This window comes from Bacillus inaquosorum (genome assembly GCF_023238325.1).
Taxonomy (GTDB): domain Bacteria; phylum Bacillota; class Bacilli; order Bacillales; family Bacillaceae; genus Bacillus; species Bacillus inaquosorum.
Map to the genome: position 1 here is coordinate 3,902,927 of NZ_CP096592.1, position 21,667 is coordinate 3,924,593.

The following is a 21,667-nucleotide window of genomic DNA, read 5'->3' on the forward strand; positions in this document are numbered from 1 at the left end:
GGCTTTTTTGTTTATAAATATTTGACGGCTGCGACAACGATCATAATCCAAGAAATAATAAATGCCACACCGCCGAGCGGGGTAATGGCCCCGAGGATGGAGATTTGCGTTACACTGAGAATATATAAGCTTCCGGAAAACAGTACAATTCCCGCAAACATCAGCCAGCCCGCTGTCGTGACACTGCCGATGCCGGATAATTTATCGGCCAGAAACGCGACAACGAAAAGCCCAAGAGCGTGATACATATGATACTGCACACCAGTGTGCCAAACCTGAAGATATTTATCAGGAATTTTCCCTTCTAATCCGTGAGCGCCAAATGCCCCGAGTCCCACGGCAAGCAGGGCGTTAATGGCCCCTAATATGATAAAAACTTTCATCTATCTCTCCCGCCTTTTCGTTAAACTCATATCATTTATCTTATCGCACCTGTACCAAAATTCAATGTTTGTTCTCCGATGACACGAGATTGTCGGATTTTCTCCTGCGCCAAAGCTGAAACTGGTCTGCCGCTATTGCAGCAAGCGTTCCTAATACAAGCCCGTTGCTTAATAGAGAAATAAATACCGGATGCAAACCCTTTAATGCAGTTTCAGGCACAAACATAATACCGACCCCTGTCAGCAGCGAGATGCCGATCACAGACCGCACCCTTTTCAGTTCTGCTATCTCATATGAATCAAATTCTGCAAAGGCCAAGCCGCCCATCGCGGAGAACACAACAAAGTTCACTGCAAACCCAACAGGTGACGGCAGGCTCGCAAACGCATTCATAAAAAACGGGATCACACTGATCGCGACAACCAGAATACTGCCGATCATAAACGGTTTTTTAGAAGGCATTTTGGTCGTCTCAATAAAACCCGCAGCTCCCGAAATCGGAACCGGTGCAATGGCTCCCGTCAAACCGCTCAGCAGATGGCTGAATGAGGCGGCAAAACCGGCTTGGCGTTCGTGATGCTGTTCATCCGGCTTTTTGCCGAATTTTTTCACAGCGATGTCCACAACCTTCATGCTCGCCAGCATATTCACAATCAGCAAGATGGTAATAAAAATTGAGGTGATGATCAGGCCGCTGTTAAATAACGGGGTCCCAAAAGGAAACAGGGAAGGCAGCTGAAACAGCCGATCCGGCATTTCAATCGGCTTTGCCGCTCCGGCAGCCGCAAACAGCACCCACCCGCCGAACAGGGCCAATAAAATAGAATATTGCTTCAAAAACATAATGTTCGAATTTGTCATCATAAAGGCGGCGGTGACAACAACAAGCGCCAGGACAAATACAAGACCGTCCACACTGTCTTTTCGATAGCCGATTCCGAGAATTCCTTTTATAATCGGCTGACTCAGCTGCATCACAAGCAGCAATAAATAGACGCCGGTCACAACCGGGGTAAACAAGGCGGCAAGCCGGTCAATGACCTTGAAGACACTTAACAAAAAGAAACATACAGCGCTTACAAGAAGAGCTCCCTGCAAACCGCGCAATGTATCCCCATATGTCGCAAATACAGTTCCCGTCAGCCCGCCGTAGATCGTGTACACTCCCCACCACAAACCGGCGGGGCTCTCGTTGATCGGCAGTCTGTGGCCTTTCAAACACTGAATGACGGCGGCAATTCCCAGTACAAAAAAAGTGCTTTGGATCAATCTCGCAGAATCGGAGTGATCCAGATGAAACGACTGGGCAACCGCCACCGGAACAACAATCGCCGCAGCAATGATAAACGCTGTCCATTGCAGAGCGCCAAGAACCAATTTCACGTGAGCTCAACCTTTCTTATTAAAAATCAAATAAAGACTCTCCGTTTCCATCCTCTTCCTTCTTCTCTTTTTCCTGCTTTCGATATTTGTTTAATCCCGCGCTTCCCATCATTTTTTCCATCATCAGCTGGTCTGTCGATGGCGGCGCGGCAGGACTCGGCGTGATGCTCGGCTGTATGCGGGGCGCGCTCGCGGTCTCCGGCTGATCCAGCACGACGTCACACAAAGAACGGACAACCGCTACGTAACGCTTCAGCTCCTCATCACGTTCAGCCGCCTTTGCTTTTTTCAGCTCCTCTTCCATCTTTTGAATCAAAGCAGATATGTGAATGTTCATCAAGAACCCTCCAAAAAATAAATTCGTCTTCCTGCATTTTATCAAATTCCTGCCGTAAAGGCAGATATGAGTTTGTTATTTTTTCTGACAAACCTTGTGCATTTGACAAGCAGAAGAGATTTTTCACATAATAAATCACCATACCTTACAAAAAAGGAGAAACGGAATGAACAGCATCCCCTCTATCGTCAGCAAGCACAAAGCCTATTTTGCGGCGGGGTATACGAGACCGCTCGAATCGAGACTGGACATGTTGCAGAAGCTGAAACAAGCCATCAAAATGCATGAAGCCGATTTAACAGCCGCTCTCTATCAGGATCTCCACAAATCCGAACAGGAGGCATACACAACAGAAATCGGAATCGTGTTGGAGGAAATCAGCTTTGTGATGAAACGGCTGAGAAAATGGGCCAAGCCGAAACGGGTTAAAACACCGTTGACCCATCTAGGCTCCAAAAGCATCATCATCCCTGAGCCGTATGGAACCGTTTTGGTGATTGCGCCTTGGAATTATCCCTTGCAGCTGGCGCTATCTCCAATGATTGGTGCCATTGCGGCCGGGAACACTGTCGTTCTCAAGCCGTCTGAATATACGCCGGCTGTTTCCGCTGTTCTTTCCAAACTCATCAGCAGCGTTTTTCCGAGTGATTATGTCGCTATGGCGGAAGGCGGGCCCGACATCAGCACAGCATTATTACAGCAGCCCTTTGACTATATTTTCTTCACCGGCAGCGTTGCCGTCGGAAAAATCGTCATGGAGGCCGCCGCCAAACAATTAGTTCCCGTCACCTTGGAGCTCGGCGGCAAAAGCCCCTGCATTGTCCATAAGGATGCAGACATACAACTTGCTGCCAAACGCATTGTCTTCGGGAAATTCACAAATGCGGGACAAACCTGCATCGCACCGGATTATTTATTTGTCCACGAAGACATCAAAACGAAGCTCACAGAAGAAATGAAGCGTGCGATCAGTGAATTTTACGGCCCTCAGCCCGAACAGAATCCGCAATACGGCAAAATCGTCAGTGAGCGCCACTATCAGCGGCTGCTCAGCTTTCTGAATGATGGCGTCCCGCTCACAGGCGGACAATCTGATCCTGATCACCACAAAATAGCGCCGACAATTCTTGATCAAGTGAAAGATGACTCTCCTGTGATGCAGGAGGAGATTTTCGGGCCGATTCTTCCGCTGTTTACATACGGCGATATCGGCGAAGTCATCGAGAAAATCCAGTCGCGCCCAAAGCCGCTCGCCTTGTATGTCTTCACTACAAAACCAGAAATCGAGCGGGCTGTTTTAGAGAATCTGTCATTTGGCGGCGGCTGTGTCAATGATACGTTAATGCACGTCGCGACACCGTATTTGCCATTCGGAGGCGTCGGAGAAAGCGGCATCGGCAGCTATCACGGATTTGACAGCTTTAACACATTTACGCACAAAAAAAGCGTCGTCAAACAAACGAACCGCTTCGACTTCGCTTTCCGGTACCCTTCCTCCAAAAACGGCCTGCGAATGATTCGGAAGATACTTAAATAAAAAAGCGCAGAGTATCTGCGCTTTTTACAAATCCTTTATACACCAATCAATCGGTGCCTCTCCCATGTTCTCCAAGAACGCATTCGCCCGGGAAAACGGTCTGCTCCCGAAAAATCCGTTCCTTGCCGAAAATGGGCTGGGATGCGTCGATTCAATGATAAAATGCTTGGACGTGTCGATCCGTTCTTTTTTCATTTGGGCATGCCGGCCCCACAAAATAAAGATCACCGGCCGCTCCCTTTCATTCAGCACGTCAATCATTCGGTCCGTCAGACGCTCCCAGCCTTTTCCCTTATGGGAATTCGCCTGTCCGCGCCTTACTGTCAGCACAGTATTCAGCAAAAGAACTCCTTGCTCCGCCCAGCTGACAAGCGACCCGTGATTCGGGATGCTGCACCCGATGTCCTGCTGCAGCTCAAGAAAGATATTTTTTAATGAAGGCGGCTGCTTCACACCCGGCTTTACGGAGAAGCTCAAACCTTGAGCCTGTCCAGGCCCGTGATACGGATCTTGGCCGAGTATCACCACCTTGACATCATCGTATGAGGTATAATGCAGCGCATTAAAAATATCCCGGCTGTCCGGATATATCGTTTGCTCCGCATATTCTCGCTTCAGCATTTCTCTGAGCTCTTGATAATACGGTTTCTCAAACTCTTCCTTCAGCTGATTCCACCAGCTGTCCTGTAAAAGCTGTTTCAAGATTCAGGCCTCCCTTACGAACGATGAAGCCTGGAATAGACAGGCTTGCCATCCCAAACGATTTCACTTTGTGCTTCCCGTCTTTTCATATCAGGCTCCTCAAGCAGGACGGCAAAGTTTTTCGTCGGCAGTTCCCCGAGTCCGTGCTTTTCACTTAAACGGTCCAAATATTGTTTCCGCTTGGCGCCAAGGTCCGCGGACTGATTGTCTCCCGCGTCACTGAAGGCATAAATCACACTGGCGCAAGGGACACGCTTCACCCGGTACTCCTTCGCCGCGCGCAAATAAAAATCCCAGTCCCAATAATTGTGCACATCAGCATCGAAATACCCGATTTCATCATGCAGAAAACGTCTGTACATGCTGCCCGACGGCACGTATGTAGAAAACACTCTCATATCCTCATAGTCAGCGGTATAAGCAAACAGCTTTCGCGAAACTGGATATCTTGTTCCGTTTTTCTCTTCAAACGAAACAATTTCCGCATCAGAATGAACGAAATCTGCCGTCTCGATTTCCTTCGCCATTCTCTCCACATGTCCCGGCGTAAAGAAATCATCGTCATCACAAAGCATAATGCAATCGCCAGACGCCTCTTTTACACCGGCATTTCTCGCAGCCACATGCCCCGAGTTCTTTTCTAAATTGATGACAGCAATCGGCAGCTCCGGATACAGTGCTTTGACCGGCACGACCGATTCCCCGGCATCATTCACAATAATGATTTCATACGGCTTCATGGTCTGCTTCGAAATCGACTCCAGAAGCTCACACAAAGCCGGAATCCGATTATAGGTCACAATTACGATAGAAATCTTCATGATGCTCTCCTTCTCATTTTCATAGTCATGTACTATTAAAACATATATTGGACGGGAGATCAGTGGGAATATCCTACTGAAACAGGAAAGGTGACGATGAGAATACTAGATGAATTGCTAAACCTTCTATATTGTGATACAGAGAAAATCTAACTATAATGAAAGACAAAACACGATGGAGGTTCAAGACATGTCTATGCATAAAGCACTCACCATTGCCGGCTCAGATTCCAGCGGCGGTGCTGGGATTCAAGCTGATTTAAAAACATTTCAAGAAAAAAACGTATACGGGATGACCGCCTTAACGGTGATCGTTGCGATGGACCCGAACAACAGCTGGGACCATCAAGTCTTCCCGATCGATACTGATACAATCCGCGCCCAGCTTGCAACGATTACGGACGGCATCGGTGTGGACGCCATGAAAACAGGAATGCTGCCAACCGTTGACATTATCGAGCTTGCAGCAAAAACGATCAAAGAAAAACAATTGAAAAATGTGGTAATTGACCCGGTCATGGTTTGCAAAGGAGCAAATGAAGTCCTGTATCCGGAGCACGCCCAAGCCCTGCGTGAACAATTAGCGCCGCTAGCCACTGTCATTACGCCGAATCTGTTTGAAGCCAGCCAGCTCAGCGGCATGGATGAATTAAAGACAGTTGACGATATGATCGAAGCTGCGAAAAAAATTCATGCGCTCGGCGCTCAATATGTCGTCATTACAGGCGGAGGCAAACTCAAACACGAAAAAGCGGTTGATGTTCTCTATGACGGAGAAACAGCGGAAGTCCTTGAAAGCGAAATGATCGATACGCCTTATACACATGGCGCAGGCTGTACGTTCTCAGCAGCCGTGACAGCGGAGCTCGCCAAAGGTGCGGAAGTCAAAGAAGCCATTTACGCAGCGAAAGAATTTATTACCGCTGCCATTAAAGAATCCTTCCCGCTCAACCAATATGTCGGGCCAACGAAGCATTCTGCGCTGCGCCTGAATAAATAATCATAAACAAAAAAGGCTGCCTTACAGAGAGGCAGCTTTTTTTATATGACCGAAGACTTTTCACAGAAAAAACTGCCGATCCCATCGGCAGCCTGTTTATTTGATTTTTAAATGGTTCGCAGATTTCCTTAAAAATGTTTCTATCGACTGAACAAAAAGTGCATATTCCTTCATTTGCTCATATGCTCGCGAAAGAATTTCCGCCGTTTCACTGTGCGGCGTTGTCCCGCCAAGCATTTTTTTCAGCTGAAGCAGCACATCCTTATATTCTTCCCGCTTATCTTCAACTTGGTCCGCAGCCTTTTCCAAACATTCCGGTGTTATCTTCTGTTCATGTATATTCAAGAAAACAACTCCTTTTACAGAAAAAAATAGTAGGTTATCGTTGAAGAATAGCACAGATGGCACAGATTTCACATAAGAAAATAGAAGGATTTTCTACATAAGGGTCCAAATTCCGACGTTCATTTCAGATTTTCCTGTCGAACTGGCTGTCACTTCATGATTTCCCGGGAAAGGAAAATATCTCGCACTGAAGACCTCTTCTCCATTATTGACAAAGATTTCCACAGACGAAGCGTCGATAAACATGTGCACGGTATGCAAATCCTTGATGCAGCAATGTCTCGCTTCTGTTCTTTTTCCGTCGAAGCTCGTCCGCTCCAACGTAACAATCCCCTCGTCCTTTTGAAAGGAAAACACAGCCGTACCGCGGATACTGATTGAAAAGCCAGACTCCGTATCAATGTCTTCAATCAAGATCTCAGCTCTTTCAGGGTTTTCAACTGGAAGCGTACCAGATGATCCATGCATGTTGATTTGCACTTTTTTCTCATTCCTGCGCATGGCTTTCAGCTCAGGCAGCGGCTGCTGAATCAGCTTCTGCCCAGATAGCGTCAGCTGTCTCGGCAGCGTCATACAGTGAATCCAGTGATAGTCAATCGTCGGATGAGTCCCTTCATCCTGATCAGGCACAGCCATCCATGCAAACAAAATTCGCCTTCCCTGATCGTCTTCAAGTGTTTGCGGAGCGTAAAAATCAAAACCTTGATCAAGCTCCGTAAAATCGCCATGCTTCAATTCAGGCTTGTTATAATCGAGACGCCCGACAAAATAACCCGATTGATACACGTTCTGATAACGAAAACCGTCAGTCTCAAGCCCTTGTGGCGAGACAATCAGCACGTCAGACCCCTGAAGGGAAAACAAGTCAGGGCACTCCCACATGTACCCAAAAGCGTCAAGCCCGCTGAGGCCCGCGCCAGTTATCGGGCCGAGAAATCTCCACTCTGTCAGGTTATCAGAAGCAAACAAAACAGCGTGTCCTTGCATATTCTCCGTTTGCGCACCGACCACCATATACCATGTTCCTTCATGCTCCCATACCTTCGGATCGCGAAAATGCGGCGTGTATCCTTCAGGGAGGCGGGCGACGACACCCTTTTTCTCAAAGGACAGCCCGTCGTCAGATACAGCAAGGCATTGATACGTTTCCCGATTCCCATCCTGATCCCTGACATTTCCTGTGTAAAACAGATAGAGCCGATCGTCTTTCGTGACAGCGCTGCCCGAGTAGCAGCCGTTTTTATCAAACCAATCACTCGGGGCCAGCGCAATCTCTTCCCGCTTCCAATTCACAATATCCTGTGTCGTATAATGCCCCCAAAATTTCGCCCCGTGCCCCGTCTGAAACGGCTGCCACTGAAAAAACACATGATAGCTGCCCTTCCAATAAATCACGCCATTCGGGTCATTCAGCAGCCCAACCGGCGGCATAATGTGAAAATGCTGGCGGTGCGGATCGCTGTTCGCGATAGGCTCTTTTTTCTCCACTTCTTCATAAGCCCGGCGACGAAGCTCCTGATCAAGTGCTGTCATTTTTTCCTCTCCTCATCCTCATTAATCTTCATGATAAACGCTGCAATGAACGCTGATACTCCCGCAATGGCCATCCCAATCAGATAGTTGATCAAGTTGCCCATGCCAAACGGCGCAGCAATGGCGATCATCGGAATACCCGTTAACCCGTAAGCGTTTGCAGCAACATGTGTAAAGACGACATATGCACCGCCCAATGCGCCTCCAATCATCGCGGCGATAAACGGTTTTCGGTAGCGCAGATTGACTCCGAAGATGACGGGCTCAGTAATGCCAAGAAAAGCGGAAAATGCAGCCGGAAGCGCGATTTCTTTTGTCTTTGCTTTTTTCGCCATAAAGAAGACGGCAAGCCCGGCGCCGCCCTGTGCGACATTCGCCATTGACCAGATCGGCAGCAAGTAGTTTTTGCCGATATCTGCAATAAGCCCTGCCTCAATCGCATGGAAGCTGTGATGAACGCCTGTCAGCACGATAAGTGAATACGTGCCACCGAAAATCAGACCCGCGACAAAACCTGCATGGTCATATACATAAGTTAAAGCAACCGTAATGCCGGAGCCAAGCGCTCTGCCCAGAGGACCAATCGCGATAAAAGCGACAAACCCGGTGACAATCACTGTGACAAAAGGTGTAACAAGCAAATCTACCGCATGAGGGACCACTTTTCTCGTCCATTTCTCTACCTTGCTCATCACATAAACCGCCAGCAGGACAGGGATAACAGTTCCCTGGTAGCCGAGAAGCGCGATATCGAATCCGAAAAGATTCATATAATCAGGTGTCGCTTCCGCCAATCCCCATGGATTCAAAAGCGTCGGATGAATCATGATTCCACCGATAACCGCTCCCAAGTACGGATTGCTGCCAAATTCTTTTGAAGCGCTTACCCCGATTAGAATCGGCAAGAAAATAAATGCTGCACTTGAAAACATATCAAGCAGCTGCAGCAGCGCAGAATCCTTGCTCATCCAATGAAACGCATTGACCATACCCAGTAATCCCATTAATAGGCCGCTGGCCACAATAGCCGGGATGATTGGAACAAAAATATTAGAAAGCGTTTTCGCAAATCTCGCAGCGGGATTCATTTTTTCTTTTGCCGCCTCCTGGTGATTTACGTGTTCTTCACGCTCAAAGTCTGCTTCCTTTGAAAAAGCATCGTACACCTTATTGACAAGGCCTGTTCCGAAAATGATCTGGTACTGGCCAGAGCTGCTGAAAGCGCCTTTGACGCCATCAAGCTCTTCTACTTGTGCTTGATCTATCTTTGATTCATCTTTAATCACTAAACGCAGTCTTGTTGCACAATGAGCCGCGCTGATCATGTTTTCTTTCCCCCCGAGAAGCTCAATGAGGCGTTTTGCAGTCTCTTTGTAATCCATCTTTTTCTCCCCCTTTTATTTAAACAAAAAAGACCTAAAATTCGCCAACGAAGAAAGGACAGCGATCCTTTTTCATTTACGCAAATTTTAGGTCTTGCCTGCTTTACCAGTCACAATCCCGCTTATTCAGATTGAGAATACGCTTTCATCATAATTGATGACAGCGTTTTCGTCAACTGTTTTTTTAGTTAAAAAGTTTCATAAAACATTTAGACAAAAATTCGTAAAAATTAATTGTGAAACATTTCACAATATCATGCTATACTATGCTCAAATCAAAGAAAGCAGGAAAAGACAATGGAAACTCAAGCATTGCAAAAGGTTGAACAGTACGCTTTGAGAAAACAAAATATATTTGTTTCAAGCAAAATCCGATATTTGCTCCGATCCATTTTGGCCAGCATGTTTATCGGTTTCGGTATTACAGCCGCAAGCAAAACAGGCAGCTATTTCTATATGGCTGACTCTCCATTTGCATTTCCGGCAGCCGCTGTCACTTTCGGGGCCGCTATTCTGCTGATTGCTTACGGCGGCGGGGATTTATTTACCGGCAACACCTTTTATTTCACCTATACCGCACTCCGAAAAAAAATCCGTTGGCGCGACACTCTGTACCTGTGGATGTCAAGCTATGCTGGCAATTTGATTGGCGCTATTTTATTTGCCATCCTGATCAGCGCGACAGGACTTTTTGAGGAGGCTTCTGTTCATTCCTTTTTGATTCATCTGGCAGAGCACAAAATGGAGCCGCCCGCTTCCGAACTGTTTTTCAGAGGAATGCTGTGCAATTGGCTTGTGTGCCTCGCCTTTTTCATTCCGATGTCTCTCAAAGGAGAAGGAGCCAAGCTGTTTGCCATGATGCTTTTCGTTTTCTGCTTCTTTATTTCCGGTTTTGAGCACAGCATTGCCAATATGTGCACATTCGCCATCTCACTTTTGATCGAGCACCCTGATACGGTGACACTGATGGGAGCAGTCAGAAACTTAATTCCTGTTACGCTCGGCAATCTGGCCGCAGGAATTGTAATGATGGGCTGGATGTACTATACGCTCAATCCCGATAAATAAAAAAAACTTCCAGAGATCACTCCCTGCAAGTCAAAGCGGTTATTCCGAGAGATCTTGAAGACGCTGGACATGCAGCGTGATATAGCCGGCCTCGGACTCCGGCAAATGTAATTGATATTCATTTTTCAAAAACTCCGCCAGCTCCAGCGCACATTGATAGGCAAATGAATACTTTTTTTGGATGAAATAAAGCATCTCCTCGTCCATACGATGGAGCGCTTCATTTGATTCCAACCGGCTGACCGCGTATCGCAAATGCGTGACAAGGCGTTGATAGGAAATGCTGTTTTCATCCACCTTTCGATTAAAATAGTTTTCTATTTTCTCTATCATTTCTTTGATCATGGTTGTATGCTTCAGCGCTGAATACATGCTCTCCGCATCCATCTTCGCCGTATGAATGTGAAGGGCAATATACCCCGCTTCATCTTCAGGCAGAGACACGCCCAATGTCTCTTTTACGTGTCCGATCGCCCACAGGCCGATCTCATATTCTTTTTTATAGAGCGCTTTTATCTCATGCAGCAATTTATTCTGCACAAGCAGCCCATTTTGAATCCTTTCGATCGCAAAGGACAAATGGTCAGAAAGCGCGATATGAATGTGGTCGCTCAGCGGCGACGCGAGCTCTCCTTCCGCATAACTGATGATATCCTCAGCTATTTCTATATGCTCCTCCGGCAGCGTTTGCAGGATTTGTTTAAATTTTTCATTCTCGTCGTGCACGACAAAGATTTTTTCCACTTTATTCATAGGGATGAGATCGTTTTTCTTTTTTTGAAAAGCGATTCCCGGCCCCATCACAATTTTTTCCTGATCGTCCTCTTTTATTAAAGCCGCATTGTTGTTTAATACTTTATAGATTTTCAAGAGGCTATCTCTCCCGCCAATTTGCTTTTGACTGGGATTTTACCTCCTTTTGACCGCCATGTAAAGATGCGGGCCAGCTCTCTCCTGCTTTGGCGATTCCTTGAAGGCTTGCAGACATCTTCTTTTATAAAGCGCAGCGGCTTTCGCTTTCTGCTTTTCTTCCTCATTCACAGCCATCCGCCATTCATAAAACGAAACAAGTCCTGCGGCCTGCACCGCCGCTTTTCTTTGGTATGTACGCTGAGCCGAATAGACCGCGGCAGCCGCAGTTTTTCTGTCCGGCGTCACCCAGTTCATCAAAAAGACCATCCACACCCGTAAAGATACAAGCAAACGTTTCATAGAAAAACATCCCTCCGCTTCTTTTTGGCAGGCAGCCTTTTTTAGCAGCCCGTTTTCTCAGCCGCAGCCCGCGTGAAAAGACGGCCGATTTCTTTTCTCGCAAACTAGCGGCTCTAGCAAAACTCATGACTCTATAATAGACCGTGGAAAAAGAATTCTTTGTCACAATATGAGTGAAAAAACCAACTAGTTTTTAGAAGTTTTGTTGAAAGCTGAAAGAAATGAAATGAAAATTGGAGAACCGCATTAAAAACTTTATACACAAGTTATCCCAAAGATAAGAACAACTTAATCACAAGAGATATCCACATGTCCACAAACTCTATCAATATTTTGTATAAGAACATATATTCCCAACTATATATATACACAGGTTTATTCACTTATACACAGGGTTCTGTGTATAACTCCTTCCTTATACACAAACGAAATCCAATAAATGGTCCAAATGACACAAGGATTTTTTTGAATTTTCAAGAAATATATACTAGATCTTTAACATTTTTTCTAAACACAAAGGGGGAAATACATTGAAAAATGGAATCATTCGCTTTCTGCTCCTAAGTTTTGTTTTATTTTTTACGTTATCCACAGGTATGACAGGAGTACAGGCGGCGCCGGTTTCTTCAAAAACGTCGGCTGACCTGGAAAAAGCCGAGGTATTCGGTGATATCGACATGACAACAAGCAAAAAAACAACCGTTATCGTGGAATTAAAAGAAAAATCCTTGGCAGAGGCGAAGGAAGCGGGAGAAAGCCAAACGAAAAGCAAGCTGAAAACCGCTCGAACAAAAGCCAAAAACAGTGCTGTCAAAGCGGTGAAAAACGGAAAAGTAAACCGGGAATATGAGCAGGTGTTTTCAGGCTTTTCTATGAAGCTCCCAGCTAATGAGATTCCAAAACTTCTTGCAGTAAAAGACGTAAAGGCAGTATACCCGAACGTGACCTATAAAACAGACAATATGAAGGATAAAGACGTCACGGTCTCCGAGGACGCCGTATCTCCGCAAATGGATGACAGCGCGCCGTATATCGGAGCAAACGACGCATGGGATTTAGGCTACACAGGAAAAGGCGTGAAGGTAGCGGTTATTGATACTGGTGTTGAATACAATCACCCTGATTTGAAGAAAAACTTCGGACAATATAAAGGATATGATTTTGTAGACAATGATTACGACCCGAAAGAAACACCAACCGGCGATCCGAGAGGTGAAGCCACTGACCACGGAACGCACGTGGCCGGAACTGTCGCCGCAAACGGAACGATTAAAGGCGTGGCGCCTGATGCCACACTTCTTGCTTACCGCGTGCTGGGCCCTGGCGGAAGCGGCACAACAGAAAATGTCATTGCCGGCGTGGAACGTGCTGTACAGGACGGAGCAGATGTGATGAACCTGTCTCTCGGAAATTCATTAAACAACCCGGACTGGGCGACGAGCACAGCGCTTGACTGGGCCATGTCAGAGGGCGTCGTTGCGGTTACGTCAAACGGCAACAGCGGACCGAACGGCTGGACAGTCGGATCGCCAGGCACATCAAGAGAAGCGATTTCTGTCGGCGCGACTCAGCTGCCGCTCAATGAATACGCCGTCACTTTCGGCTCTTACTCTTCGGCAAAAGTAATGGGGTATAACAAAGAGGACGATGTCAAAGCGCTCAATAACAAAGAAGTTGAGCTAGTTGAAGCCGGACTTGGCGAAGCAAAGGACTTTGAAGGAAAAGATCTGACAGGCAAAGTCGCCGTTGTCAAACGGGGCAGCATTGCGTTTGTGGATAAAGCCGACAATGCTAAAAAAGCCGGCGCCATCGGCATGGTTGTGTATAACAACCTCTCCGGAGAAATTGAAGCCAATGTACCAGGCATGTCTGTGCCGACGATTAAGCTTTCATTAGAAGACGGCGAAAAACTCGTCAGTGCCTTGAAAGCAGGCGAGACAAAAACAGCATTCAAGTTGACGGTCTCAAAAGCGCTTGGTGAGCAAGTAGCTGATTTCTCTTCCCGCGGCCCTGTAATGGATACGTGGATGATTAAGCCTGATATTTCCGCACCAGGCGTCAATATCATCAGCACCATTCCGACACACGATCCTCAAAACCCATATGGCTACGGATCAAAACAAGGAACAAGCATGGCATCTCCTCATATTGCCGGAGCGGTTGCCGTTATCAAACAAGCAAAACCAAAGTGGAGCGTTGAACAGATCAAAGCCGCCATCATGAACACCGCTGTCACCTTAAAGGATGGCGACGGAGAAGTGTATCCGCATAACGCCCAAGGCGCAGGCAGCGCGAGAATCATGAACGCGATCAAAGCCGACTCACTCGTCTCACCTGGAAGCTATTCATATGGAACATTCTTGAAGGAAAACGGAAACGAAACGAAAAAAGAAACCTTTACGATTGAAAACCAATCTTCCATTAGAAAGTCATACACACTTGAATACTCATTTAACGGCAGCGGCATCTCCACATCCGGCACAAGCCGAGTTGTGATTCCGGCACATAAAACCGGAAAAGCCACTGCAAAAGTAAAGGTTAATACAAACAAAGCAAAAGCTGGCACCTATGAAGGAACGGTCATCGTCAGAGAAGGCGGAAAAACCGTCGCCAAGGTACCTACATTGCTGATCGTCAAAGAGCCGGATTATCCGAGAGTAACATCTGTCTCCGTCAGCGAAGGGTCTGTACAAGGCACCTATCAAATTGAAACCTACCTTCCTGCGGGAGCAGAAGAGCTGGCGTTCCTCGTCTATGACAGCAACCTTGATTTTGCAGGCCAAGCCGGCATTTATAAAAATCAAGATAAAGGCTATCAGTACTTTGACTGGGACGGCACAATCAATGGTGGAACCAAGCTTCCGGCCGGAGAATATTACTTGCTCGCCTATGCCGCGAATAAAGGCAAATCAAGCCAGGTTCTGACTGAAGAGCCTTTTACCATTGAATAATAAAAAGCCCTGCCGATTTGGCAGGGCTTTTTAGATTAATTCGCAAATGCCTCCTGCAATAAACGATAAGAATGGAGCTTATCTTCAAAATGATGCGTAATGGTCACCGCCATGATTTCCTCTGTTCCATACGCCTTACTCAAAGCTAACAACTGCTCCTTCACCTGTTCTTTCGTGCCGACAATCATTCGATTTCGATTATCAGCAATTCGTCTCTGTTCATAGGGGGAGTACGTATTTTCTCGAACAGCTTCAAACGAAGGAACTCCTTCTAAAGGAATGCCCTGCTCCCCTGCCAAAAGCGTAAAATCAAGCACTGCCGCAAGCTCCTCCGCCTTCTCCTCCGTGTCAGCACAAAGAACAAAAACAGCGACTGCCGCTCGGGGCGTGTCTCCTAAGACAGACGGCTTAAATCGTCTCTTATACTGTCTGACAGTATCCTCTCCGCCCTCTCCATTGATAAAGTGGGCAAACATATAGCCAGCGCCTGACTCAGCGGCGAGCAGCGCGCTTTCTCCAGATGAGCCAAGCAGCCACACATCCGGCGCGGTGGAAATATGCGGCGCAGCCGTCAAATTCGGAAAACGGTGTTTGTCATCCGCCAAATCATGCAGATACATGGTCAGCTCCTTGATTTGCTGCGGATACTGATCAGCATTGCGCTTCCCGCCGTCATTCAGCGCCCAGGATGCAATCGGCATTCCCCCCGGTGCTCTGCCAAGCCCAAGATCAATTCTTCCCGGTGTCAGCCCCTCCAGCACACGGAAATTCTCAGCTACTTTATAAGCGCTGTAATGCGGCAGCATGACTCCCCCTGATCCAACACGGATTCGCTTTGTTTTTGCCGCTATATGACTGATCAGCACCTCTGGGCTTGACCCTGCCAGCCGCTTTGAAAAGTGATGCTCAGAAACCCAAAATCTCTTATATCCAAAATCCTCAGCAGCCTGTGCAAGCGCAACCGTTTGCTGTAATGCTGTTTCTGCACTGCTGCCCTCTGATACTGGAGATTGATCTAATATACTTAATGAAATCATCCCTACCACCTCATCCTCATCGTATCACTGATCCCTTATTTTTTCGCCAAAGCCGCTCATACTGCTTATCAGTGTCTCCCGATCATTCGTCATTTATTTGTGACAGCATGTCTCTATTTGTCGGAATATGTTACACGTGAAACATAAAAACCCCTCCGAACGGAGAGGTTTGCTTTAGTTTTTATTAAATCCTTTTTCTTTGACATAGTCATTTAAATACGTACGAGGCTTCTGCTTCATAAAGTTCAGAATTTGATCAGACCACGTTTCTTCCCTCTGTCCGTTTGTTCTTTCTCTATAATAATCAGAAATGGTTTGATCATACGCATTCATGGTTTCCCGGAAATCGTCTGCATTCACATTATACGTATTCTCATGATAGACAGCCTGCTTTGGCAATCTCGGTTTTTTGCCGGATAGGTTGGCAGGATGGCCTACTGCCAGACCGAAAAGCGGAAGCACATGGTCAGGCGTTTGCAGCACCTCTGTCACCTTGTCCAGTTCATTCCGAATGCCGCCGATATAGCAAATGCCAAGCCCCATTGATTCAGCAGCAATGCTCATATTTTGCGCTGCCAGCGCCGCATCAATCAAGCTCACCATAAACATTTCCGTATTTTCAAGCAGCTCAGAGATATTTTCGCCTTTTTCCTCAGCTAGTTTTTGGTGGCGGTACAAGTCCGCGCAAAATACAAAAAAGTGTCCGTTGTTCTCAACGTAAGGCTGATTTCCGGCAAGCACAGACAGCTCACGTTTTTTCTCAGGATCGGAAACACCGATTATCGAATATGCCTGCACATAGCTGGACGTTGATGCAGCCTGCGCACTTTTCACTAATGTATCAATTTCTTCAGCTGTCAAAAGCTGATCAGTAAAAGACCGGATTGACCGATGATTCAAAATGGTTTCGATTGTGTTATTCATCACAAGAACCTCCTTATCTGTTTTTATCATATCCGAAAAAATGTGAACTCAAAAGCGAAATGCTCTGCAACAACAAAAAAGACAGCCTTTTTCAAGGCTGTCTGCATATTAAGAATTAAAGAGATAGCTTCTGTATTTCGTCAGCTGCACACTCGCATTATATACAATCCCGAAGCCGATCAGCGTGGAAAGTGTAGAGCTTCCCCCGTAGCTGACAAACAGCAACGGAATCCCGGTAACAGGCATAATACCGATGTTCATTCCGATATTCTGGAATGTGTGAATTACTATTAACGCCGTATAGCCAACGCAAAAGAAAGAAGCGAAACGGTTAAACGGATGTATTTTGTCAATCAGAACGACAAGCCTGTAGATTAAGAAGAAGAACATGATGACGACAAAGGCACAGCCTAAAAATCCAAAGGATTCACCTATTATAGAAAAGATGAAGTCAGTTGTACTTTCTGGAACATAAACCTTTAATTCAGAAATACCATTTCCCAAAATACCACCAGATCCTATAGCCATGATAGCTTGATCAACTTGCCACCCGCTATCATCATTCTGTGTCTCATTTGAATCAGAAACCCAAGAAGTAACCCTCTTAATTTGATATTCCTGTATTCCGACTGATTTTGCAGCGTCGGGAAAGTTTATCATTACTAATAAAATTAATGAAATGAGTAAGATACCTGAACCAGCAATGATTGTTATCAGTTTCCAATTGATCCCTGACATAAAAACCATTACAAGAACGATAAACATACATATTCCCGCAGTCCCAGCATCTTGCATTAGGATAAGACCAACAGGGATAACTGCGACACCCGCAATCTTTAATAACAGGTGAATATCATCTCTAAGTGTCCGTACTCCTTTAGGATTGGCTTTTCCGATGACTGAAGCTAGCATCATAATCAAACCAACCTTCATAAACTCTGATGGCTGTATGGTTATTCTCCCAAACCTAAACCAACTTTTTGCTCCTTTAATGACAGGTGCAATGGACTCAGGACTGATCTTTAGAATAATCAAAGATAAAATACCAATGATAAAAATATATAAACTTAATTTTTCAAGCTGTTCTAAATCAAAGTACAAAAGCACTGTGATGGCAATAGCTCCCAAAAGATAAAACACAATTTGCTGTATCCAATCCGTGTTCCCATACTGCCCAAATTGTCCAGCAGCATAAATTGATACTACACTTATAATAAAAAACACACCAAATATAAAAATCAAATCCCCCTGGTAAAAGGGGCTTTGCTGTTTCTTATATCGACCCATTCTATCCCGCCTTACATTTTCATCGGAAAATCACTAATGTTTATTATACATGAACCTCGATCAAGATGACACGTGAAGCTCGTTTCCTTTTATGTTTTTTGCGCATTTGCAACGCTTTTTCAGCTACACGAAATATGACGTATCATAAACCAAAACGTTTCGATTGGCACAAAACTTTTCAAATGAAAAAAACCCCATTATAAAGGGTTTGGTTAAAAACTAATATACAATATGTGTTTCGTACCCAAATCGCTTATTCAGCATAGTGTTTCATTATATAGAATCCGCAATAACATCTGCCCTTGTCTATACATTCTCCTAGAAAATACGTTTTAAAAAATAAGACAATAGGTCCAGACCATTTCTGCAAAAACGTGTATCAATTTCTGGAAAACATGGTATAATAATTGTAACAGAATGTTCACAAAACAACCACAAAACAGACACAACTCAGTTCCTCTATTTCATTTTTGTAAACGCTATCACAAAATGAAAGGAGACGGGTATGATGGACATGTTTTTTGCTTATTTATTGGTTGCCAGCGCAACTCCTCTCTTTATTTGGCTTGATAACAAAAAAGTCGCACTCTCAGCTATTCCGCCAATCATCTTAATGTGGGTATTCTTCTTCTTTTACGCAACAGAAAGCCTTTCTCCACTAGGACACACTCTCATGATTATCTTGTTTGCCGTCAACGTCATTGTCGCTCATATCGCCGCATTTATCATTTACGGTCTTCCGTATCTTCGCAGAAAGCGAAGCAGCTGAGGACAGCAAAAAACCCTCTTCTAACGAAGAGGGTTTTTGTATTATTCGTTGTGGCCTGAATGCTCTGAGTGCTTAGCGCCTCCAGGAGGATTTCCGTCCATATGGTCACCATGGTGATAGTGAGCCGCAAAAATCCAGATGGATCCAAGCACGATAACGATCGCGCCGAAGAATCCGAACAGCGTGTTACCGACTTGGATACTGCCGTTTTCGCTCTCTGTCATGTGCATGAACATGAGAAGCTGCAGTGCCGCCTGAATGAAGGCGAATCCGAAAATGATCCAAAGTTTTGCTGATGAGCTTAGGTCAGTATACACTGCAACCCATAAAGCCAGCAGGGTCAAAACGATAGACAGTGCAAAACCTACAATGTGCTTCCATGGAAAGTGACTGTGTTCAGCAGATTTGTTTGCCATTTTACAGACCCCCCAATCCCATGAGATAGACACCTGTAAAGATGAAAATCCATACAACATCTAAGAAGTGCCAGTACAAGCTTGAGATAAAGATTTTAGATGAAGTTTGCGGAGTTAAGCCGCGTTTCTTCAACTGAATCAGAATTCCTATGATCCAGAAAATACCGATTGTTACGTGAGTTCCGTGAGTTCCAAGTAAAACAAAGAATCCAGACCAGAACGCACTTGTACCGAGAGATGCTCCTTCATGTACATAGTGGACAAACTCGTTGATCTCGCAACCGACGAAGCCGGCGCCAAGAAGAAGAGTGATAATTGTCCAAATGACTACGCCTTTTAAACTTCCGCGGCGCATTTCATGAACAGCGATCCCGCAGGTAAAGCTGCTGATAAGCAGCAAGAACGTCATAATCATTACCAGATTCACTTCAAACAGTTCGTCCGGTAAGACACCTCCTGCTGTTCTGTTTTGAAGAACGAAGAAGGTTGCAAATAGTGTTGAGAACAACACAATTTCTGCCCCTAAAAAGATCCAAAACCCGAGAATATTAAGTCTGCCGGTTTCAGATTGATATTCCATAGGCGCGTTAGAATTGCCGTGTTCTGCATGTTCCATAACTCACGCCTCCTTATTCGGAAATCTTTCTTTCCGTCTCTTTTATTTCATCAACACTAATGTAGTAGCCGTTGTCGTATTCGAATGAACGCAGAACCATGCAGAGCAGGACTCCGATCAATCCGACTACGCCCATCCAGTACCATTCAAAGACAAGTCCAAAGCCGGCGATACCGAAGGCAACAGACATAAAGAACGGTCTGCCTGAGTTGCTTGGCATATGGATTTTCTTGAATTTGCTTTCAGGGTATAACTCAGTTTTTTCTTCTTTCATATGATGGAATGCATCTTTAGATTTGACTTCAGGAAGCACCGCAAAGTTGTAATGCGGCGGAATCGCAGAAGAAGTCGCCCAATCAAGACTGCGTCCCACACCCCATGAATCTCCGCTGATTTCACGAGTAGAGTAGCGGAAGCTGTAGTAGATGTTATAGCAAAGGATTAAGAATCCTACACCCATCATGAAAGCTCCGACAGTTGAAATAAAGTTCAATGTTGTCCAGCCGTCATTCGGTCCGTATGTGTAAATACGGCGAGGCATGCCTTGAAGCCCCAAGAAATATTGCGGGAAGAAACAAATATTGAACCCGATCATAAAGATCCAGAAGAACCATTTTCCGATTCTTTCGTTCAGCTTGTGGCCGAACATTTTTGGATACCAGAAAATAAATCCGGCGAAACAAGCAAATACAGTACCTGCGATCAGCACATAGTGGAAGTGAGATACAAGGAAGTACGTATTATGGTATTGATAATCCGCTGCTGCCATCGCAAGCATAACCCCTGTAACCCCGCCGATAACGAAGTTAGGAATGAATGCAAGCGCCCACAGCATAGGCGTTGTAAAGCTGATTCGGCCTTTATACATGGTAAAGAGCCAGTTAAAGATTTTAACCCCGGTCGGAATCGAGATGGCCATTGTCGTAATTGAGAAGAAAGAGTTAACGGACGCACTGTTCCCCATTGTGAAGAAGTGGTGAGTCCAAACTAGGAAACTCAATACGGAGATGGCGATAATAGAACCAACCATCGCTGTGTAACCAAACAATTGTTTTCTCGCAAAGCTTGAGATAATCTCAGAGAAAATACCGAATGCCGGAAGAATAACGATATATACTTCAGGATGTCCCCAAATCCAGAACAGGTTCGCCCAAAGCATCGGCATACCGCCTGCTTCCAATGTGAAAAAGTGAGCACCGAACAAACGATCAAATGATAAAAGTGCTAAAGCTACTGTAAGTACAGGGAACGCAAACACGATAATAACCATTGTGATCAGTGTTGTCCATGTGAACATTGGCATACGCATTAATGTCATGCCTTTTGTTCTCATTTTTAAGATTGTTACCATAAAGTTGATCCCTGTCATCAGGGTACCGATACCGGCAATCTGAAGTCCGAGGAGGTAGTAGTTCTCACCCGGTCCAGGGCTCATATCGTTACTTGCAAGCGGCATGTAACTTGTCCAGCCTGCGTTCGGAGAACCTCCGATAACGAAAGAAATATTGAAAAGCATCGCCCCTACGAAGAACGTCCAGAAGCTCAGGTTGTTCAAGTAAGGGAACGCAACGTCGCGAGCACCGATTTGAAGAGGTACAACAACGTTGATAAGACCGATTAGGAACGGCATCGCCATGAAGATGATCATGATCGTACCGTGAGTTGTAAAGATTTCATTATAGTGGTTTGAGTCTAAAAAACTGTTATTCGGAAGCGCTAGCTGGGCACGCATCATCAGACCGTCGACACCGCCGCGGAATAACATAATTACAGCAGATATAATATACATGATTCCGAGTTTTTTATGGTCAACAGTTGTTATCCATTCAGACCAGAGCCATTTCCATTTCTTGAAGTAGGTCAGTACAAAAATGATGGCAATGGTAGATAGTGCGATGGAAACTTGTGCGCCCAGAATTAATGGGTCACCTGTTACGAAAAATTCATCCCATTTGAATTTCAT

21 protein-coding genes are annotated in these 21,667 nt (G+C 45.6%); 5 read left to right on the forward strand and 16 right to left on the reverse strand.

Annotation, left to right across the window (positions count from 1 at the left end; all coding sequences use genetic code 11):
• Positions 1–11: 11 nt before the first annotated feature.
• From M1M80_RS19795 to M1M80_RS19805, 3 genes are all read right to left on the reverse strand, one after another.
• On the reverse strand, positions 12–383 hold the full coding sequence (locus tag M1M80_RS19795; RefSeq protein WP_003227446.1) for a DUF423 domain-containing protein: 372 nt from the start codon (positions 381–383) through the stop codon (positions 12–14).
• A gap of 61 nt (positions 384–444) precedes the next feature.
• Positions 445–1,767, reverse strand: coding sequence for a purine/pyrimidine permease (locus tag M1M80_RS19800; protein WP_060399763.1), 1,323 nt, complete (start codon positions 1,765–1,767; stop codon positions 445–447).
• A gap of 19 nt (positions 1,768–1,786) precedes the next feature.
• Positions 1,787–2,104 (reverse strand): YwdI family protein, encoded by a 318-nt coding sequence (locus M1M80_RS19805; protein WP_060399764.1) that lies wholly within the window; start codon positions 2,102–2,104, stop codon positions 1,787–1,789.
• A gap of 166 nt (positions 2,105–2,270) precedes the next feature.
• On the opposite strand from M1M80_RS19805, the gene M1M80_RS19810 reads away from it, so the two are divergent.
• The gene (locus tag M1M80_RS19810; RefSeq protein WP_060399765.1) at positions 2,271–3,641 is read left to right on the forward strand and encodes an aldehyde dehydrogenase; all 1,371 of its coding nucleotides are present in this window, start codon (positions 2,271–2,273) and stop codon (positions 3,639–3,641) included.
• A gap of 24 nt (positions 3,642–3,665) precedes the next feature.
• Here the strand turns inward: M1M80_RS19810 and M1M80_RS19815 are convergent, their stop codons facing one another.
• A complete protein-coding gene (locus tag M1M80_RS19815) occupies positions 3,666–4,343 on the reverse strand; it encodes a uracil-DNA glycosylase (RefSeq protein WP_060399766.1) in 678 nt (225 codons plus the stop codon).
• A gap of 14 nt (positions 4,344–4,357) precedes the next feature.
• Entirely contained in the window at positions 4,358–5,164 is an 807-nt protein-coding gene (locus M1M80_RS19820) for a glycosyltransferase family 2 protein (protein ID WP_060399767.1), read from the reverse strand.
• Positions 5,165–5,354: 190 nt separating this feature from the next.
• Between M1M80_RS19820 and M1M80_RS19825 the strand changes: the two genes are divergently transcribed.
• On the forward strand, positions 5,355–6,164 hold the full coding sequence (locus M1M80_RS19825; RefSeq protein WP_060399768.1) for a bifunctional hydroxymethylpyrimidine kinase/phosphomethylpyrimidine kinase: 810 nt from the start codon (positions 5,355–5,357) through the stop codon (positions 6,162–6,164).
• 96 nt (positions 6,165–6,260) lie between these two features.
• Here M1M80_RS19825 and M1M80_RS19830 read toward each other — a convergent pair whose 3' ends face one another.
• From M1M80_RS19830 to scrA, 3 genes are all read right to left on the reverse strand, one after another.
• The gene (locus M1M80_RS19830; RefSeq protein ID WP_003236006.1) at positions 6,261–6,509 is read right to left on the reverse strand and encodes a hypothetical protein; all 249 of its coding nucleotides are present in this window, start codon (positions 6,507–6,509) and stop codon (positions 6,261–6,263) included.
• A 93-nt stretch (positions 6,510–6,602) separates the two neighbouring features.
• Positions 6,603–8,042: a sucrose-6-phosphate hydrolase gene (gene sacA, locus M1M80_RS19835; protein WP_060399769.1), complete on the reverse strand. Its 1,440-nt coding sequence runs from the start codon at positions 8,040–8,042 to the stop codon at positions 6,603–6,605.
• Entirely contained in the window at positions 8,039–9,424 is a 1,386-nt protein-coding gene (gene scrA, locus M1M80_RS19840) for a PTS system sucrose transporter subunit IIBC (protein ID WP_060399770.1), read from the reverse strand. The genes sacA and scrA overlap by 4 nt, the downstream gene beginning before the upstream one ends.
• Positions 9,425–9,721: 297 nt before the next feature.
• Between scrA and M1M80_RS19845 the strand changes: the two genes are divergently transcribed.
• Positions 9,722–10,492, forward strand: a complete 771-nt coding sequence (locus M1M80_RS19845) for a formate/nitrite transporter family protein (RefSeq protein WP_060399771.1) — start codon at positions 9,722–9,724, stop codon at positions 10,490–10,492.
• A 39-nt stretch (positions 10,493–10,531) separates the two neighbouring features.
• Here the strand turns inward: M1M80_RS19845 and sacT are convergent, their stop codons facing one another.
• Both sacT and M1M80_RS19855 read right to left on the reverse strand, forming a co-directional pair.
• Positions 10,532–11,362 (reverse strand): sac operon transcriptional antiterminator SacT, encoded by an 831-nt coding sequence (sacT, locus tag M1M80_RS19850; RefSeq protein WP_003236015.1) that lies wholly within the window; start codon positions 11,360–11,362, stop codon positions 10,532–10,534.
• Positions 11,363–11,401: 39 nt separating this feature from the next.
• Complete coding sequence (locus M1M80_RS19855) at positions 11,402–11,704, reverse strand: hypothetical protein (RefSeq protein WP_003222155.1); 303 nt, start codon at positions 11,702–11,704, stop codon at positions 11,402–11,404.
• A gap of 530 nt (positions 11,705–12,234) precedes the next feature.
• Here M1M80_RS19855 and vpr point away from each other — a divergent pair.
• Entirely contained in the window at positions 12,235–14,655 is a 2,421-nt protein-coding gene (vpr, locus tag M1M80_RS19860; RefSeq protein ID WP_060399772.1) for a serine protease Vpr, read from the forward strand.
• A 35-nt stretch (positions 14,656–14,690) separates the two neighbouring features.
• On the opposite strand, the gene M1M80_RS19865 is transcribed toward vpr, so the two are convergent.
• The 3 genes from M1M80_RS19865 to rodA form a co-directional block, all read right to left on the reverse strand.
• Positions 14,691–15,692, reverse strand: coding sequence for an LLM class flavin-dependent oxidoreductase (locus M1M80_RS19865; RefSeq protein WP_060399773.1), 1,002 nt, complete (start codon positions 15,690–15,692; stop codon positions 14,691–14,693).
• A 174-nt stretch (positions 15,693–15,866) separates the two neighbouring features.
• Entirely contained in the window at positions 15,867–16,616 is a 750-nt protein-coding gene (nfsA, locus tag M1M80_RS19870) for an oxygen-insensitive NADPH nitroreductase (RefSeq protein WP_060399774.1), read from the reverse strand.
• A 108-nt stretch (positions 16,617–16,724) separates the two neighbouring features.
• Entirely contained in the window at positions 16,725–17,903 is a 1,179-nt protein-coding gene (gene rodA / locus M1M80_RS19875; RefSeq protein ID WP_060399775.1) for a cell shape-determining peptidoglycan glycosyltransferase RodA, read from the reverse strand.
• A 505-nt stretch (positions 17,904–18,408) separates the two neighbouring features.
• Between rodA and ywcE the strand changes: the two genes are divergently transcribed.
• Positions 18,409–18,672, forward strand: coding sequence for a spore morphogenesis/germination protein YwcE (gene ywcE / locus M1M80_RS19880; protein WP_003227411.1), 264 nt, complete (start codon positions 18,409–18,411; stop codon positions 18,670–18,672).
• A gap of 41 nt (positions 18,673–18,713) precedes the next feature.
• Here ywcE and qoxD read toward each other — a convergent pair whose 3' ends face one another.
• The 3 genes from qoxD to qoxB are packed head-to-tail and all read right to left on the reverse strand — an operon-like array spanning position 18,714 to position 21,667.
• The gene (gene qoxD, locus M1M80_RS19885; RefSeq protein WP_003236029.1) at positions 18,714–19,088 is read right to left on the reverse strand and encodes a cytochrome aa3 quinol oxidase subunit IV; all 375 of its coding nucleotides are present in this window, start codon (positions 19,086–19,088) and stop codon (positions 18,714–18,716) included.
• Between the two features lies 1 nt (position 19,089).
• Positions 19,090–19,704, reverse strand: a complete 615-nt coding sequence (gene qoxC / locus M1M80_RS19890; protein ID WP_003222171.1) for a cytochrome aa3 quinol oxidase subunit III — start codon at positions 19,702–19,704, stop codon at positions 19,090–19,092.
• A 13-nt stretch (positions 19,705–19,717) separates the two neighbouring features.
• On the reverse strand, positions 19,718–21,667 hold the full coding sequence (qoxB, locus tag M1M80_RS19895) for a cytochrome aa3 quinol oxidase subunit I (RefSeq protein WP_003222173.1): 1,950 nt from the start codon (positions 21,665–21,667) through the stop codon (positions 19,718–19,720).